13 protein-coding genes are annotated in these 15,685 nt (G+C 59.6%); 7 read left to right on the top strand and 6 right to left on the bottom strand.

The features are described 5' to 3' along the window. Positions 1–3: 3 nt before the first annotated feature. Together MUN82_RS02445 and MUN82_RS02440 are read left to right on the top strand one after the other, a co-directional pair. On the top strand, positions 4–855 hold the full coding sequence (locus tag MUN82_RS02445; RefSeq protein ID WP_245094708.1) for a rhomboid family intramembrane serine protease: 852 nt from the start codon (positions 4–6) through the stop codon (positions 853–855). 112 nt (positions 856–967) lie between these two features. Continuing rightward, positions 968–1,939: a T9SS type A sorting domain-containing protein gene (locus MUN82_RS02440; protein WP_245094705.1), complete on the top strand. Its 972-nt coding sequence runs from the start codon at positions 968–970 to the stop codon at positions 1,937–1,939. A gap of 192 nt (positions 1,940–2,131) precedes the next feature. On the opposite strand, the gene MUN82_RS02435 is transcribed toward MUN82_RS02440, so the two are convergent. Continuing rightward, entirely contained in the window at positions 2,132–2,995 is an 864-nt protein-coding gene (locus MUN82_RS02435; RefSeq protein WP_245094703.1) for an aldo/keto reductase, read from the bottom strand. Between the two features lie 114 nt (positions 2,996–3,109). Then, positions 3,110–3,496 (bottom strand): ribosomal maturation YjgA family protein, encoded by a 387-nt coding sequence (locus MUN82_RS02430; protein WP_245094701.1) that lies wholly within the window; start codon positions 3,494–3,496, stop codon positions 3,110–3,112. Between the two features lie 78 nt (positions 3,497–3,574). On the opposite strand from MUN82_RS02430, the gene MUN82_RS02425 reads away from it, so the two are divergent. Beyond that, positions 3,575–4,393 carry an oxygenase MpaB family protein gene (locus MUN82_RS02425; RefSeq protein WP_245094699.1) on the top strand — a complete coding sequence of 273 codons (819 nt, stop codon included), beginning with the start codon at positions 3,575–3,577 and terminating at the stop codon, positions 4,391–4,393. 106 nt (positions 4,394–4,499) lie between these two features. Here the strand turns inward: MUN82_RS02425 and MUN82_RS02420 are convergent, their stop codons facing one another. Then, complete coding sequence (locus MUN82_RS02420) at positions 4,500–6,935, bottom strand: glycoside hydrolase family 31 protein (RefSeq protein WP_245094698.1); 2,436 nt, start codon at positions 6,933–6,935, stop codon at positions 4,500–4,502. Between the two features lie 139 nt (positions 6,936–7,074). Here MUN82_RS02420 and MUN82_RS02415 point away from each other — a divergent pair, with 139 nt between their 5' ends. Beyond that, positions 7,075–8,052, top strand: a complete 978-nt coding sequence (locus MUN82_RS02415; protein WP_245094697.1) for a glycosyltransferase family 4 protein — start codon at positions 7,075–7,077, stop codon at positions 8,050–8,052. An 83-nt stretch (positions 8,053–8,135) separates the two neighbouring features. On the opposite strand, the gene MUN82_RS02410 is transcribed toward MUN82_RS02415, so the two are convergent. Further along, complete coding sequence (locus tag MUN82_RS02410; RefSeq protein ID WP_245094695.1) at positions 8,136–8,537, bottom strand: hypothetical protein; 402 nt, start codon at positions 8,535–8,537, stop codon at positions 8,136–8,138. A gap of 296 nt (positions 8,538–8,833) precedes the next feature. On the opposite strand from MUN82_RS02410, the gene MUN82_RS02405 reads away from it, so the two are divergent. Both MUN82_RS02405 and MUN82_RS02400 read left to right on the top strand, forming a co-directional pair. Then, a complete protein-coding gene (locus MUN82_RS02405) occupies positions 8,834–10,435 on the top strand; it encodes a family 43 glycosylhydrolase (protein WP_245094693.1) in 1,602 nt (533 codons plus the stop codon). A 49-nt stretch (positions 10,436–10,484) separates the two neighbouring features. After that, positions 10,485–10,937 (top strand): YdeI/OmpD-associated family protein, encoded by a 453-nt coding sequence (locus MUN82_RS02400; RefSeq protein WP_245094691.1) that lies wholly within the window; start codon positions 10,485–10,487, stop codon positions 10,935–10,937. Between the two features lie 173 nt (positions 10,938–11,110). On the opposite strand, the gene MUN82_RS02395 is transcribed toward MUN82_RS02400, so the two are convergent. Together MUN82_RS02395 and MUN82_RS02390 are read right to left on the bottom strand one after the other, a co-directional pair. After that, positions 11,111–13,174 (bottom strand): alpha amylase C-terminal domain-containing protein, encoded by a 2,064-nt coding sequence (locus MUN82_RS02395; protein WP_245094689.1) that lies wholly within the window; start codon positions 13,172–13,174, stop codon positions 11,111–11,113. A gap of 105 nt (positions 13,175–13,279) precedes the next feature. After that, positions 13,280–13,696, bottom strand: a complete 417-nt coding sequence (locus MUN82_RS02390; protein ID WP_245094688.1) for a hypothetical protein — start codon at positions 13,694–13,696, stop codon at positions 13,280–13,282. A 143-nt stretch (positions 13,697–13,839) separates the two neighbouring features. Here MUN82_RS02390 and ggt point away from each other — a divergent pair, with 143 nt between their 5' ends. Beyond that, complete coding sequence (gene ggt, locus MUN82_RS02385; protein WP_245094686.1) at positions 13,840–15,585, top strand: gamma-glutamyltransferase; 1,746 nt, start codon at positions 13,840–13,842, stop codon at positions 15,583–15,585. The last annotated feature ends 100 nt before the right edge of the window (positions 15,586–15,685 follow it).

Below are 15,685 nucleotides of genomic sequence, written 5' to 3'. Positions count from 1 at the left end.
ATTATGTCTGATACGCCGCCTGCTGATTCTCCTACCCCACTGGCGGCCACTTCGGAGGCGGAACTGTTTTATTTGGCCCAGCACCCCGAGCGCTACCCCGCGCCCTTGGTGCACGCCGCTACCCAAGAGCTACAACGCCGCGGCCTAGTGCCCACCGAAGTGCCCAGACCGGCGCGGCGCCGTTCCTCCCTACCCTCTGCCGCACCCGAAAAGCCGGTGGTGCTGCGGCTACTTCAAACCCTGTTTTTGCCCACGCGCCGCCATTGGGCCACGCCGGTGCTGCTGGATATCAATTTGCTGGTGTTTCTGGCTATGGCCCTTACCGGCGTAGCGGTGCTGCACCCGAGCGGGGCGGCGCTAGTAGCCTGGGGCAGCAACTACTCACCACTCACGCTGCCCGGGCAGCCATGGCGACTACTTACTAGTTGTTTTGTGCACAGCGGGCCGGGCCATTTGTTGCTCAACGCCAGCTCGTTGCTGCTACTGGGTACACTGGCCGAGCCGCTGCTGGGTGGCCGGCGGCTGTTGCTGGCCTACCTGGTGTGTGGGGTAGGCGGCAGCCTGGCCAGCCTGGCGTGGCACACAGGTGGCGTCAACTCGGTAGGAGCGTCGGGGTCTATATTTGGGCTGTATGGGGTGCAGCTAGCGCTGCTGCTCACGCAGGCCCTACCCCTGGAGCGCCGCGAGCGGCTGACCCTCTTGTTCTTTCTACTGTTCTTTTTGGTGAGCAGCGTGGCCGGCAGCACGGATGCCCACATCGACCACGCGGCCCACGCGGGCGGCCTGCTGACAGGGCTGTTGCTGGGTGGTTTGTACGCGGCGCATTTCCTGCGCCAGCACTGGCAGAGAGCGTAAGCTATTCATTTGCAGCAATTAAACTTAATATATTTCTTTCCTATATAGGATAGTTATCTATATTTGATGAAATATATTCACTGCTCGCTCCCACCACCTCAACACCTTCTTTATGAAAACAGGCTTACTCCTGCTACCCCTTGCCTTTGGGCTTACCCTAGGGCAAGCCCAGGCCCAAACTATTCCCAACGGCACCCTCGACACCTGGGCCACGCGCAACAACGTGGAAGCCCCTGCCAACTGGCTGAACACCGACGACGCCGTAGCAGCTGCCCCCTTTGGCGCTTTATTGCCCACGCGCATTCAGACTGGCACCGTCACCAAAAGCACCGATTTTCAGCAAGGAACCTTCGCGGCGCGCCTGGAATCAAAAACTGTGTCGGTGCCGCTTCTGGGTAGTGTAGTTGCGCCGGGCATACTGGCTCTTGGCAACAAGCCCAGCGCCAATTCTACCTATCCGGGTGGTCTACCCTTCACGATCCGGCCCGCCAGTATGCAATTCTACTACAAGCTCGCGGGCACCAACGTTGCAAGTGACAAGCCCACTGCCGCTGTGCAGCTTACTCGTACTGTAAGCGGTCGGCAGGAGCCCATTGCTACTGGTCTCCTGACGTTTACGACCACTGCCGACAACTACACGCTGGCTACGGTACCTCTGGTGTATACCTCATCTGCTGCACCCGATTCTATTCATATCGCCTTTGCATCGGGCAGCAACGTTTCCATCACGGCGGTTCCTCCCACCTCATCGCTCACGGCCGGCACTACCTTCCTCATTGATAATGTGACAATGGTAGGCGTGGCCACTTCCAACCGCACAGCCCTGGACACGCACAGCCTGAACGTGTACCCCAACCCCAGCACCAGCGGCGTGTTTGCGCTGCAAGCCGATGAGCCAGCTCTCCGGGCCGCGCCTTACTCGATACTGGACGTAACCGGTCGCGTGGTACGCACCGCCACTGCCACCTCTGCTACCACCGCCCCGCGCACCATCGACCTGCGCGGGCAGGCCGCTGGCCTCTACACGCTCCGCCTCGACACTTCCGACGGCCGCACCGTGGTGCAGAAACTGGTGGTAGAATAGCATTTCAGGACAAAGCATAACATAAAAGCCCGGCTGTCATCCTGAGCTTGCGAAGGACCTTCTCACGTGAGAACGATGGACGTAACAACGACTCGTTCTACCGTGAGAAGGTCCTTTGTCGCCGCTTGATGCGCGGAATGCTCAGGATGACAGCCGGGTTTTATACGTTTTGAAGGCTTGCAAAAGAGCCACTTACTCCGCCGCGCCCAGCTTGTCCAATTTCTGTAAGTCGGCTTCCGACAGCTGAATAGCAGCGGCTTTCACGTTTTCTTCTAGGTGCTTCACTTTGGAGGTGCCCGGAATCAGGAGGATATTAGGAGCGCGGTGCAGCAGCCAGCTTAGGGCTACTTGCTGCGGGGTAGCGTCGTACTGCTTGCCGATGCCAGTGAGCTTGTTCAGCGCCTCGGTGTTGCCACCGCTCAGCGGGTACCATGGGATGAAGGCAATATTCTGCTCCTGGCAATAGTCCAGCTCCTTTTCCCACTTGCGGTTATCCACGCTGTACATGTTCTGCACCGACACGATTTCCACCGCATCCTGCGCCTGTTTGATTTGCTCCACCGTCACCTCCGAGAGGCCAATGTGCTTGATCAGGCCATCTTGTTGCGCTTTTTTGAGGAAAGCCAGGGTGTCGTCGAAGGGCACGTTCGGGTCGACGCGGTGCAACTGGTAGAGCTCAATCTGCTCCAGGCGCAGGCGTTTCAGGCTGCCTTCTAGGGCTTCGCGCAGGTGGTCGGGGTGGGCATTCACGGGCCACTGGTTGGGGCCGGTGCGCAACAAGCCGCCCTTGGTAGCAATTACTAGGTCGGCGGGGTAGGGATACAGGGCCTCAGCAATTAGCTCCTCCGATACGTTGGGGCCGTAGCTGTCCGCTGTATCGATGAAGTTGATGCCCAGCTCTACCGTCTTTTTCAAGACCCGAATGGCTTCGTCGTGGTCCTGGGGTGGCCCCCAGATGCCTTCGCCGGTGATGCGCATGGCGCCGTAGCCCATGCGGTTAATCGTTTTGTCGCCGGCCAGCGAGAAAGTGGCCGGGAAGGTGGTGTCGTTAGCCATGAGAAAGGGAGTAGGTGAAGGAAATAGAACGTGTCTCGGCCATCTAGCAGCGTATTCTGATAACAGGAGACTGCGCGAATGGTTGAACAATTTGCCGCTTTGCTACGCGCCCCACTACTGCCATAGGCGTTTGCTTTTTTCCAGCAGATAGCCTGCCAGCACGCCCATGCTGTAGCATACCAGGTCGCTCCACAAGAAGCTGTAGCCCAGCACCAGACCACCCAACGTAGTGGCCCGAATGGCGTTTAGCCAGGGTGCTTGGTAGAGCTGGCTGATTTCGATGCCGAACGCAAACCCCCATGCGGTGGCGGCTACCTGCTTGCTAGACCAGCTGGGCCGCAGCAGTCCTATCAACCAGAAAATCAACAGCGCCCACAGCGTATCGCCGGCGTACGCGGCTATCCAGCTAGGTAGCCAAGGAGCAAATTTGCGCGAGGCCAACCCCAACAGGAGGGTAGAAAATATCAACACCAAATAAATCGACCAACGACGAATACGCATATCTAGTCAATTGTAAAATTCTCGCAAATACACCTTAACTTTGCATCACAAAGTACTTTAAAATATCTGAAATAAGTTATGGATTATTTTGTTGCGCCAGGCTCCATTGTGCGCCGCGTTTGGAGCAAAGGCGACACCATTCTGTTCATCTTTGCCGGGGCGGCGGCCGAGTTTGCCCTCAATAAGGCGGTAGACTGGCTGTATTTCACAGGCCGCCTACCCGCCGACCCTTTGGGCCGGCTGTTTTCGACCGTGGAGTATGCCCGCAAGATTGTATTCGCGGAGCGCCACGCCGCCGAGCGGGCCATCGATACCATTGCGGCTATCCACGGAGCGGTGGAGCAGAGCCGGGGTATGGCCATTCCCGACTGGGCCTACCGCGACGTGCTGTATATGCTGGTGCACTATTCCATCCGGGCTTTCGAGGTGCTGGAACGGCCCATGACCGACACGGAAAAAGATGAGGTAGTGGCAGTATTCTGCCGGGTAGGCCAACGCATGGGTGTTCCCGAGCTACCCCATACCTACGCCACCTGGCTCCCTACCCGCCAGCAGCATCTCACCCACGATTTGGCCCACAGCACCTACACTACCGATCTATACCAGCAGTATCGCAAGCACCTTGGGGCGTTTCGGTACCAGCTGGTGCTGGCCGGCCAACGGTTGGTAGTACCCGCGTCGGTGCGCACGATGCTTGCGCTACCCAATGCCACGTGGCTGCGGTTGTCCCTGCCCGCCTACCGCCTGGCCCAGCGCACGGCTCTGGGGCGGTGGCTCCGGTCGTTGCTATTGCCAGCCGCCTACCAAGCCCAGATTTTGGCACTGGATGCGGTGCCTGCGGGCACAGCGGTGGCGTTTCGCCCGGTGCCACACGCAGCAAGGCCCGCCATCGGTTGATAGCGGGCCTTGAGGTCGTCAGCACGGCCGGTCCAACGCCACAGGCGTCCGACCGGTATCATTGTGGATGGCTGCGCCGGGTGGGGTAGGTAGTGGTAGAACGAGCTTATTCCGCCTCCAGCTTCACCACTAACTCTCCGAAGCCAGCACCTACCACCACGCTGGGTAGAGTGGCGCCGGTTTCAGCTTTATACTCACTTATTGTCATTTCATTACCATCGGCGTGCACCTGCGCTGCCGCCGTGGGTAGGCCATGCAACACCACTTGGTAAGTGGTATAGCTGGGCTGGTAGGAGCCCTCAATAGCTTGCGTGAGCAGCAGGCCCTGCGCCGAGCCGGCCACCGTGAAGCGGCGCGCGGTTTGTTGGCCGGCTTCCTGGTAGGCGTAGCCTTCGCCGCCGTCGTCGTAGTGCATGCTCTCGGCGGTACCGTTTTTGTAATACACGTGCAGGGTGAGTTGCTCAATGGGCGCTTGGCCTACGTATTGCAACACGGGCGCCAACGGTACCACAGCACCAGCCCGCACAAACAGCGGAATCCGGTCGAGGTTGGCTACGGCCCACACTTCGGCACCACCGGCCTTCACCTCGTCGGTCCACCAGTAGTACCAGTCGCCAAAGGGGAGGTACATCCAGCGGCCATCTACGCCGGGTGTGGTGATGGGGCACACCAGCAAATTATCGCCGAGAGCAAACTCGGCCATGCGCAGGTAGGTGTTGGTATCGTTCTGGTCGAGGAATACCAACGGGCGCAGCATGGGCGTGCCCTGCTGCACGTACTGCCAGAAGGCCGTGTACATGTAAGGCAGCAAGCGGTAGCGCAACGAGATATACTGCCGGGCCAGGTCTGTCACTTGGTCGCCGAAGCTCCACGGTTCCTGGTCGCCGTGGTCGCCGGAGCTGTGCGTGCGGAAAAACGGATGGAAAGCGGCCAGCGCAATCCAGCGGGCGTACAGCTCACCATCGGGCGTGTCGATAAAGCCCCCTACATCACTCCCAACAAACGAAAATCCGCTGATGCTCAGACGCTGGCACTGGATGTTCGCCAGCCACAGGTGCTCCCACGATGCGAGGTTGTCGCCGGTCCAGCCGGAGGAGTAGCGCTGCCCGCCAGAGTAGGTAGAGCGCGTGATGGTGAAAGGACGATTGGGGTAGGCGAAGCGTTTCACGCCGGCATTGGTGGCGCGGGCCATCTGCATGCCATACACGTTGTGCGCCTTGCGGTGCGAGCCTTGCTGCCCGTCATAGTCGAAGCGCACATCGTCGGGGAAGGTGCCTTTCTCAAATACGGCCGGCTCGTTCATGTCATTCCACACGCCCTTCACGCCAATGTCCTGAATCAGCCCTTTGAACAGGCCAGCCCACCACTCGCGCACGGCAGGACGGGTGAAATCGGGGAAGTTGCAGAGGCCGGGCCACACCGAGCCTTTCATCAGTGGTCCATCGGCGCGGCGGCAGAAGTAGTCCTTCTCCAACGCCTCGGTATACACCTCGTAGTTGGGGTCGATTTTGATGCCAGGGTCGATGATAACGACGGTTTTGAAGCCATCTTCGGCCAGCTCGCGCACCATCTTGGCGGGCTCGGGGAAATGGGTAGGCGACCAGGTGAAGCACCGATAGCCATCCATGTAGTCAATGTCGAGATAGAGCGCGTCGCAGGGAATCTGCCGCTCCCGGAATCCTTGCGCGATTTCGCGGAATTTCTGTTCTGGGAAGTAGCTCCACTTACACTGGTGGTAGCCCAAGGCCCACAGCGGCGGCAGCTCGGGTGGGCCCGTGAGGCGCGTATACTCCTGGCTGACTTCCAGCAGGGTAGGCCCGTAGATGAAGTAGTAGTTCATCTCGCCACCATCGGCCCAGAAGCTCGTTACATCGGCGCGCTCGGCGGCAAAGTCGAAGTAGCTCTTGAACGTGTTGTCGAAGAAAATGCCATGGGCAATTTTCTGCTGCAATTCCAGGTAGAATGGAATGTTCTTGTAGAGCGGGTCGGAGCCCTTCACGTAGCCGTAGGTATCGGTGCCCCAGTTGGTGAAGCGCGAGCCGCGCAGGTTCATGTTGGCGGGCTTGTCGCCGAGGCCGTAGTAGCACACGCCGCTCTGCACCTGCTTGCTCATCAGCACCAGGTCGTTGCCGGTGTCGTCGTTGTACTGCCAGTGAAAGCCTTTATCGTCTTCGCAGAGCACTGTGCCGGAGCGGTCCAGGATGCGCGTGTGCAAATTTTCTTTGCCCAGCACGCAAATAAGGCGGGCCGTGGTGATGCGGTAGTGGTCGGGCTTTTCGCGAAACTCCAGTAGCTCGGGCGCCGTGCGCGTCTGATCGGGGGGTAGGGCGTAGCTGAAATCAGGCGTAAACTGGCCGTCGGTGGCGTAGCGAAAGCGCAGAATTTTGTCATTAATCACCTGCAAGCGCAACCGTAGGCCATTATCGCAGGTAAATAAAAAATCATTGCCTTGTTGCTCGCACGCTACTACCTGACCCGGACGAAATTCCTGGCGTGCGCGTGCCGCCAGGTCGTTTACCATGTAATTATTTTCCTGAAACATAAAGGCCGTTGCGGGGTCGGGAGAAGAGAATCAAAAAAAAGCGTGGCAAAGCTGGTGCCATCTGCATAAGTTCGCAAGGTAAAACCGATTCCCCCGAATTTTATCTACCATTAGCCCAGGCCCGCATAAAACCAGGCCAATGGCCCCTTGTACTAGCCTTATCTACTCTGGTACCGGCCTCATCCGGTTTCTGCTGCTTATGAAAATGAACAATCTGAAGGTACTACTGCTAGGCTGGGACAACGCCTATCCGACCGGAGAAGTGGCCACTCCCGACACTCTGGAACTGGCGCGGGCCTTGGCGCCCCACACGCAATTGGCGGTGCTGCTACCACATTTGCCGGCCAACGACGAAGAATTGCCCGCCGAGGCCCAAGTTACCGGCATTGGCAACCTCACGCTGGCCGAGCTGGATGCCGCCGACGCCTACCTACCTTCTGAGCAGCTCACCCCGGTGGCCTACCCTTCCTTTCCGTATGTGGGGGCCGAGCATTCGATTGATGAAGTAGCGCAGCCTTTCGCCCCCGCCACCGACTCGAATCCCGCCACCGACGCGGCGGCTACCTTGCTGGACGCCGATGCCTTTGCTGCTACCGGTGGTGAGCCCGACGCCGCCGAAGCCAACGACCTTGATCAGAGTAACGAAGGAGTGGAAACTGCTCCGGTTTCGGCGCCCACTACAGCCCAGCGCTCGGCGCCGTCTGAGGCGCTAGCTGTGCTGAGTGCCCACGCCGGCGACAGCGGCAACCTGAACTTCCGGGTGATTCAGTATGCCCGCTTTGCTACCCGTTTGGCCTTGCAGGAACAATTTGCTGTGACCTACGCCGCCGACTGGCCGGCTTGGTTGGCTGGGCTGGAAATTCGTCAGCTGACGGGCCGGCCGCTGGTATTGCACGTGCATACGCTAGCCGCTGACCGCGATACGCCCCACGACCGGGGCTGGATTATGGAGCTGGAGCGCCTGGCCCTGCGCCGTGCCGACCTAGTGCTGGCCGCTACCACCGACTTGCAGCAGCGTCTAACTGCTGACTACGGCCTCTCTACCCAACGCGTGCACCTGCAACCCGACAGCCTGGCCGATGGCCTGCTCCAGGTGCTAGAGGAAGTGGCTGGCTAATACCTCTCCGCTATACAGAAATACCCCACGACCCGGTTGGAATCTCGTTCCGGCCGGGTCGTGGGGTATGTGGGGGTAGGCAATCACACGCGAATATTGTCGAGCCAGCGGTAGGCGGTTACAGTATCGTCGAACGTATCTACCAGTGGTTGAGTCACGTACTGCATGGCCTTATCGATGGCCGCTTGAGCGGGCCAGTCGTGGGCTTTCACCCAGGCTACGGCCGCTACGCCTTGGCTAGCGAGCTGCTGAAAAAACTCCTCCCCTACCCAGCGTGTTACCTCGTTCCAGCCATCCAGCATCTGGCTGCTGTCATTCAAGATCTTCTGCGCCCTGGTTGCTTCTATATGCCGCAGAATAAGCAAGCAACCCGTAATGGCTGCTACAGCGTTGTATTCGCCACGCCAGGCCACATATAGCCAATGATGGGCAGCATCGTGCGAAATAGCAAAATCAGGCGTTTCAAGTAATGGTTGTAGCTCCATGATGCACCGCGATAATATATATGTTTCTGCATACGATTCAGTAAGGCGAACGTTACTAATAACCTTACTAATTTATTTTCATAACCTATTTATTTTCTGATAATTAAACAACACCCCTGCCAGGCAGCCTTGTGCTACCATTGCTGCTGGTATAGGCTTTGCTACCCTATCTAGGGTAGACGCTATTGCCTGGGCGTGCTACCTGCCCCCTTACAGGGCAGTCCTGTTGCGGTTGGTAGTTGTGAAGTTGCCAGTTGCACGCAGGTTGATGGCTTCCACCCTAGCCTGTTCTCATCGTGTCTGTTGCTTTTGAAAAGGGAGCCCATCCGGTGGCTCTGTCATCCGACTATTCGGCCGAGTGCCGCGGGCAGGTGCCCACCGACGCTACCCCTACCCTTAGCGTGGCCCCACCCGTAGCCACTGAGCCCCGCGCTACCTACGCCAACGTAGTACTGCCCGGCGACTTCCCTGACCCCACGGTTACTAAAATTGGGGATACATACTGGGCCAGCGCTACCTCGGCAGAATGGGGACCTGTTTTCCCATTGTTCAAATCCACTAACCTAGTAGATTGGGAGTTGGTCAGCCATGTATTTGCCGATAAGCCTGAGTGGGCCGAAGCCAGTTTCTGGGCACCGGAAATCAGCCACGAAAACGGCAAAACCTACATTTGCTACACGGCGCGCCAGAAGGGTGGCCCGCTGTGCGTGGCCATGGCCTCGGCCCATGACCCTGCCGGTCCCTACCTCGACCATGGTCCGCTGGTAGGCCAGGAGCAGGGCTCTATCGACGGCTTCCCCATTCGCGACGAAAACGGCGAGCTGTATTTAGTGTGGAAGGAAGACGGCAACGCCTACGGCAACCCTACCCCCCTGTGGGCACAGCGCCTCAATGAAGAACGCACGGCCCTGCTGGGCGACGCGCCAGTGGAGCTGTTTCGCAACGATGTACCCTGGGAAGGCAACCTAGTGGAAGGCTCGGCCTTTGCCCAGCACGATGGATACTTCTACATGTTCTACGCTGGCAACGGCTGCTGCGGCAGCGGCTGCACCTACGCCACCGGCGTAGCCCGCGCCCGCCAGCTGCTAGGACCATGGGAGAAATGCCCGCAGAACCCTATCCTGAAGAAAAACAAGGTATGGAGCTGCCCTGGTCACGGCACGGTGGCCGAGTACGATGGCCGTTGGTTTTTGCTGCACCACGCCTACCACGCCAGCAGCCACGAGTTTGTGGGCCGGCAGGGCATCCTCAGCGAGTTCAGCTGGAACGCCGAGGGCTGGCCTGAATTTGAGGGTAACAGCCCCCAAGCCGCCCCGCTGAACAACGTGAGCCGCCTCAATCTGACCGACACGTTTGCTGGCAACCATCTGGCCGAAACCTGGCAGTGGCCCATCAGCAAAAAGCCCGTAGTGGGCATTGGCGATGGACAGTTGCTGCTGCAAGCCTGCCCCGACGAGCTAGGCGCCCTGGTGGCCCAGCGCACCTACGCTGCCACCTATAAGGCCACTACTTCCTTCAATGCAGCCGTGCTACCCCCTGGTACGTTTGCCGGCATCACGGCCGTAGGCGACCCACATAACGCCCTGGCCTTAATGGCCAGCTACGGTAAGCTACAACTATGGCACGTCAAAAACGGCGTTTCACAGTGCCTGACAGAGGTAGTCGTGGCGCCTACCCGCAGCCTGGGCCTGCGTGTGGAGGCGTGGGGCGGGCAGCGCTACCGCTTCTCCTACAGCCTCAACGGCGTGACCTGGGAAGCCATGCCCCTGGATAGCTTCGCCGTGAATGGCACCTACTTGCCGCCCTGGGACCGGGGCATCCGGGTAGGGCTACTGGCACAAGGGCCCACCGATGTTACGGTGGCGTTCGACCACTTCACCATTCGCAATCAGCGCTAAGCAAAACGGGCGGCCGACTGGATTCAGTCGGCCGCCCGTATCTTTGGCTATGACTTCTTCCCTGGAACAATCTTTTGAGGCCGCCCTGGAGCTGCACGACACCGACGGCGGCGTATATCTGCTGATTCCTTTCAACGTAGCCGAGGTGTACGGCGCTAAAGGCTCTCTCCCTATCATTGGCACCATTGATGGTTTTCCGATTCGTCTGTCGCTGACACCCGCGGGGCCAGGCGAATATGAGCTGCGCGTATCCAAAGAAGTGCGCAAAGCTATCGACAAGAACTGGCCTGAAACCGTGCAGGTGGTGCTTCGCCCCGACACGGAGGAAACCTTGGAACTCTCGAAGCCTTTAGCGCAGGCACTGCGCAGCACGGGGTTGCAAGCGCAGTTCAATACTCTTCCCTACCCCGAGCGCAAAGAGCTTAGCCAATGGGTAGCCCGTGCCAAAACGAATGACGCCCGTCACCAGCGCATCCAGGAAATCCTAGATCGATTTGATTAAAGGAGAGTAGGAAGGGTAATAAATAGCGTGTCATCCTGAGCGGAGCGAAGGACCTTCTCACAGCGGAACGACACTCGTATTAACGACTCGTTCCGCTGTGAGAAGGTCCTTCGCTCCGCTCAGGATGACAGCCGTTTTTTATTATGCCTACCCTCCTATACCCTCACATCCTCCTACCCCTCTTCCCGCTTAAACACCAGCACGGCGCGGTTGATGGCATAGATGCTGAGTTGATGACCAGTGCCTTCTTCGTCGGGTTGGGTGAAGTAGACGCCCTCGTCGTTGATGCGGCTGAAGCCGTCGAAGCGGGCGTCGTCGGAGTTGAGCAGAAGGCGGTAGCGGCCAGGCTCAGGCACGTAGAAACGATAGTCGGGCACGCTGTGGTTGATGTGGAAGTTAAACACGAACACCAGCCCACCCCGCTCGAAGGCCAGCACCTGATTAGTGGCGTCGATGTTTAGCTCGCGGGCGTGGCCGGCGGCCAGCAGCCGCTCGGTGCGGGCCAGCCCTACCATCGCCTCGTCGAAGGCTTGTAGATACTGAAACTTCAGGTCGGGATTATCGGCTAACGACCATTGCCGGCGGGCGTAATGGTGGCTCCAGTTGTTGCCGGCCCGCGGAAAATCGACCCACTCTGGGTGCCCAAACTCGTTGCCAATGAAATTGAGGTAGGCCTCGCCACCCAGCGCCAGCGTAGCCAGCCGAATAAGCTTATGCAGGGCCATACCCCGCGCCACAATGGGGTCGGGGTCGTCTTTGTGCATGTGGGTGTAAATGGCGGCGTCCATCAGCCAGTGGGCCAGCGTTTTGTCGCCTACCAAGGCTTGGTCGTGGCTTTCGGCGTAAGCCACGGTTTTCTCACCCAAGCGGCGGTTAGTAAGCGTATACCACAGGTCATGCAGGTTCCAGTCCTCATCGCGGGTGTGCTTGAGCAGCTTGATCCAGTAGTCGGGAATGCCCATGGCCAGGCGGTAGTCGAACCCAATACCACCCTCGCTAATAGGGCGGCACAGACCAGGCATACCGCTCATGTCCTCGGCAATGAGAAGGGCACTGCGCTTTAGTTCCCGCACCAAGGTAGCGGCCAGTTGCAGGTAGAGCACGGCATCGTCGTCTACCTCCGGCCCGAAATACTGACTGTAGTCGCCGAACCCTACCCCCTCACCGTGGTGGTGGTAGAGCATGCTGGTGACGCCATCGAACCGGAAACCATCGAAGTGAAACTCCTCAAGCCAGTAGCGCAGGTTGCTAAGCAGGAACTGCTGCACCTCGGGCTTGCCGTAGTCGAACAGGCGGGAATCCCAGCCCGGGTGCTCGCCCCGGCCGCCTTGGTGAAAATACTGTCCGCCGGAACCATCGAAATTGGCGAGGCCCTCGGCTTCGTTTTTCACGGCGTGAGAGTGCACCACGTCCAGCAGCACGGCAATGCCGCGGCGGTGCGCTTCATTCACCAAGTGCTTCAGCTCCTCGGGTGTGCCGAACCGCGACGACACCCCGAAAAAGTTGGCCACGTGGTAGCCAAACGAGCCGTAATAAGGGTGCTCCATCACGGCCATCAACTGAATGCAGTTGTAACCCAATGCCTGCACGCGGGGTAGCACCGTGTCGGCAAACTCCAGGTAGGTGCCAATGCGCCCTTCCTCAGTGGCCATGCCCACGTGGCACTCATAGATGAACGGCTCGCGTACGTAGTTGGACACCCGGAACTTCTGATCGGTCCAACGGAAGGGCTGTTCGGGGTACCACACCTGAGCGGCAAAGTCCTTGGTTTCCTCGTCCTGCACGGCGCGGCGCAGGTAGGCAGGCAGGCGGTCTTTGGCTTCGCGCCAAGTTACCACGTGCACCTTGTAGCGGCTGCCGTGGGTGAGCCGGTCGCGGTACTCACGGTCAGGAAAAAACCGTTCCCACACGCCGTCGGGTCCTTTTTCGAGGGGCGTAGCCTGCCGGTCCCAGCCGTTGAAGTCGCCAATGAGGTAGAGGGCATCGGCGGCCGGCGCCCACTCGCGGTACCAATAGCCGCGCCGGCGGCCATCGTAGTTGAGGCCCAGGCGCTCGTGCGCCAGCGCAAATTTGCTGAGCGACTCATGCTGCGCCTCAATCTCGCGCAAGCGCTGCTGTAGGCGCGCTTGCCGGGCCAGCAGCACCGGCTCGTAGGGCGCTAGCCAAGGGTCTTGCGCAACAAGCGGTAGGGTAGGCGCAGCGGGGATAGGCTCCGTGGCTTCGGGGGTGATGGTCATGGCAGCAGGCAGGAAAGGTTGAGTGGCAAAACTACAACTAGCAACGGATTGCGGCGAATACGGTTGACCGGGTGCCTTTCCTACCCTCGAGCGGCACCACTTCCCTCAGTCGTTGGGCACCGCTTGCCGCAGTAGCCAACTACACGCCGAGGCGAGGTCCGGGAACGTTACTACGAAGGGGCGCCCGCTGGAACGCAGGGCATTTTCGCGCATCTGTTCGTCCATAGCTGTCGTTGGGCTCACCCACACAAAAAAGAGCACGCCTGCCGCGTATATATCACGCATCCATTGCCACCCCACGTCCGTAATTCGGGCAGTACTGTGCGTGATGTTGGAGTTGTCGTTCAGGATTTTGGCGTAGTGCTTTTCCTGTGCTACTTCCAGCAGCGCCTGACACGCTACCGTAGACGACTCGGGTGTATGTTCACCGTGCCAGTCAGCATAAATCCACTGATTCGTACGGTCATAACTTATGATTAGGCCCGGCACCTCCCGGACATATTCTAATTCATCGAAACACATATAGCTAGCCAACAGGGCTTCATCCTATTTGACGCACTAAATATAAGTGGCAAACTATTCCTCTACCAAGCTGTATTTGCAGCAATTTACCTTTTCGCACCTACGGGGTAGGACAACCCCTGACCATCTCTTACCTTGCCCACATGAAAGTTCGTTTGTTGCCGTTGGCGCTGGTCGTGCTAACGGCCTGTTCTACCAGCCGTACTACCCCGTTCACCGCCCCAACTGTGGCTGTTGCGCCACTGTCGTTGGCGGCCCGCCCGCCTGCTGTTTCGCCGGTGGTGGCAGACAAGGCCATGGTGGTATCGGCGCACCCGGAGGCCACACGCATCGGGGTTGAGATTCTGCAGAAAGGCGGCAATGCTTACGATGCCGCCGTGGCGGTGCAGTTTGCGCTGGCCGTGGCCCTGCCTGTGGCCGGCAACATTGGTGGAGGTGGCTTTTTGCTATACCGGGGAGCCGACGGCCAGGAAGGCGCCCTCGATTTCCGAGAAACTGCCCCCGCTGCCGCTACTCGCGACATGTACCTCGATGCCCAAGGCAACGTGGTGCCCAACCGCAGCACCCTGGGCCACCTGGCCGTGGGGGTACCCGGCACAGTGGCCGGCATGGAGGCCCTGCATCAAAAGCTGGGCAAGCTACCCTGGCGCGACGTGGTGCAGCCGGCAGTTGACTTGGCCGCCAATGGCCTGCGCCTGACCACCAAAGAAGCGGCCGGCCTGAACCGTACCCGCACCGAGTTTGCGAAGTTTACCCCCAACACGGCCTATATCAAACCCGGTGGCAATTGGGCAGAAGGTGACATCATCAAATATCCCGACCTAGCCCAAACGCTTACTCGCATCCGGGACCAGGGCCGCGCTGGCTTCTACCAGGGTCAGACGGCCGAGCTGCTGGTAGCCGAAATGCAGCGCGGCAAGGGAATTATCACGAAGCAGGACCTGGCTGATTACCAGCCCAAGTGGCGCACGCCTTTGCACGGCCGGTACCGCGGCTACGATGTGCTGACGTTTCCGCCGCCTAGCAGCGGTGGCGTGGCGCTATTGCAGATGCTGCAAATGCTCCAACCCTACGACCTGGGCCGCATGGGCTGGCACACGCCCCAGCAGGTGCACGTGGTGACGGAGGCCGAACGGCGCGTGTACGCCGACCGCGCCACCTACCTCGGCGACCCTGATTTTGGCCGTGTGCCGGTGCCGCAGCTCCTCGACTCGGCCTACAACCGGCAGCGCATGGCTACTACCCTACCCGCGCGGGCTACGCCCAGTGCCCAGGTGCAGGCCAGCACGGGCCTCCCCAGCTACGAGTCGGATCAGACCACACACTACAACATTGTGGATGCCCAGGGCAATGCGGTGTCGTGCACTACTACCCTCAATGGGGCCTATGGCAGCAAGGTAGTGGTGGCCGGCGCGGGCTTTATCTTGAACAATGAGATGGACGACTTCAGCAGCAAGCCTGGCACGCCTAACGCCTACGGCCTAGTAGGCGGCACGGCCAATGCCATCCGGCCCGGTAAGCGCATGTTGTCCAGCATGACACCCGCTATTCTCACGCAGAATGGACAGCTGAAGCTGGTGGTAGGCACGCCGGGCGGCAGCACTATTATTACCAGCGTGTTGCAAACTATCCTGAACGTGGTGGACTTTGGCTTCAACCCGCAGCAGGCCGTAGCCGCGCCGCGCCTGCACCACCAGTGGCTGCCCGACCAGATAGACGTGGAACAAAACGCCTTGCTTCCGGCTGCCGCCGATACGCTTCGTGCCCACGGTTACAAGCTGGCACCCCGCGCTGCCTGGGGGCGCGTAGAGGCCATCCGGGTACTGCCCGACGGCCGCCTGGAAGGGGGCGCCGACCCACGGGGAGATGATACGGCGGCGGGGTATTAACGCAGACTATATGGCTCGCGCTGGTACCCGCATTCGCTGGCGGTGCGGTGCGAGCAAATGGGTTTGCCCTACCATTCGCCGACGGTCACTCACCTACGCG

Origin of the sequence: Hymenobacter aerilatus, assembly GCF_022921095.1 — a bacterium.
In the GTDB taxonomy this organism is placed as follows: Bacteria; Bacteroidota; Bacteroidia; order Cytophagales; family Hymenobacteraceae; genus Hymenobacter; species Hymenobacter aerilatus.
Note: the sequence above shows the minus strand (reverse complement) of the source record. Positions and strands in the feature narration are given on the sequence as shown.

What these genes read in the sequence shown, in the direction of transcription:
- MUN82_RS02410 (WP_245094695.1), bottom strand. Translation starts at nt 8,537, where the DNA reads ATGGAGCTACAACCATTACTTGAAACGCCTGATTTTGCTATTTCGCAC.
- MUN82_RS02390 (WP_245094688.1), bottom strand. Translation starts at nt 13,696, where the DNA reads ATGTGTTTCGATGAATTAGAATATGTCCGGGAGGTGCCGGGCCTAATC.
- MUN82_RS02420 (WP_245094698.1), bottom strand. Translation starts at nt 6,935, where the DNA reads ATGTTTCAGGAAAATAATTACATGGTAAACGACCTGGCGGCACGCGCA.
- ggt (WP_245094686.1), top strand. Translation starts at nt 13,840, where the DNA reads ATGAAAGTTCGTTTGTTGCCGTTGGCGCTGGTCGTGCTAACGGCCTGT.
- MUN82_RS02425 (WP_245094699.1), top strand. Translation starts at nt 3,575, where the DNA reads ATGGATTATTTTGTTGCGCCAGGCTCCATTGTGCGCCGCGTTTGGAGC.
- MUN82_RS02400 (WP_245094691.1), top strand. Translation starts at nt 10,485, where the DNA reads ATGACTTCTTCCCTGGAACAATCTTTTGAGGCCGCCCTGGAGCTGCAC.
- MUN82_RS02395 (WP_245094689.1), bottom strand. Translation starts at nt 13,174, where the DNA reads ATGACCATCACCCCCGAAGCCACGGAGCCTATCCCCGCTGCGCCTACC.
- MUN82_RS02440 (WP_245094705.1), top strand. Translation starts at nt 968, where the DNA reads ATGAAAACAGGCTTACTCCTGCTACCCCTTGCCTTTGGGCTTACCCTA.
- MUN82_RS02445 (WP_245094708.1), top strand. Translation starts at nt 4, where the DNA reads ATGTCTGATACGCCGCCTGCTGATTCTCCTACCCCACTGGCGGCCACT.
- MUN82_RS02430 (WP_245094701.1), bottom strand. Translation starts at nt 3,496, where the DNA reads ATGCGTATTCGTCGTTGGTCGATTTATTTGGTGTTGATATTTTCTACC.
- MUN82_RS02435 (WP_245094703.1), bottom strand. Translation starts at nt 2,995, where the DNA reads ATGGCTAACGACACCACCTTCCCGGCCACTTTCTCGCTGGCCGGCGAC.
- MUN82_RS02415 (WP_245094697.1), top strand. Translation starts at nt 7,075, where the DNA reads ATGGCCCCTTGTACTAGCCTTATCTACTCTGGTACCGGCCTCATCCGG.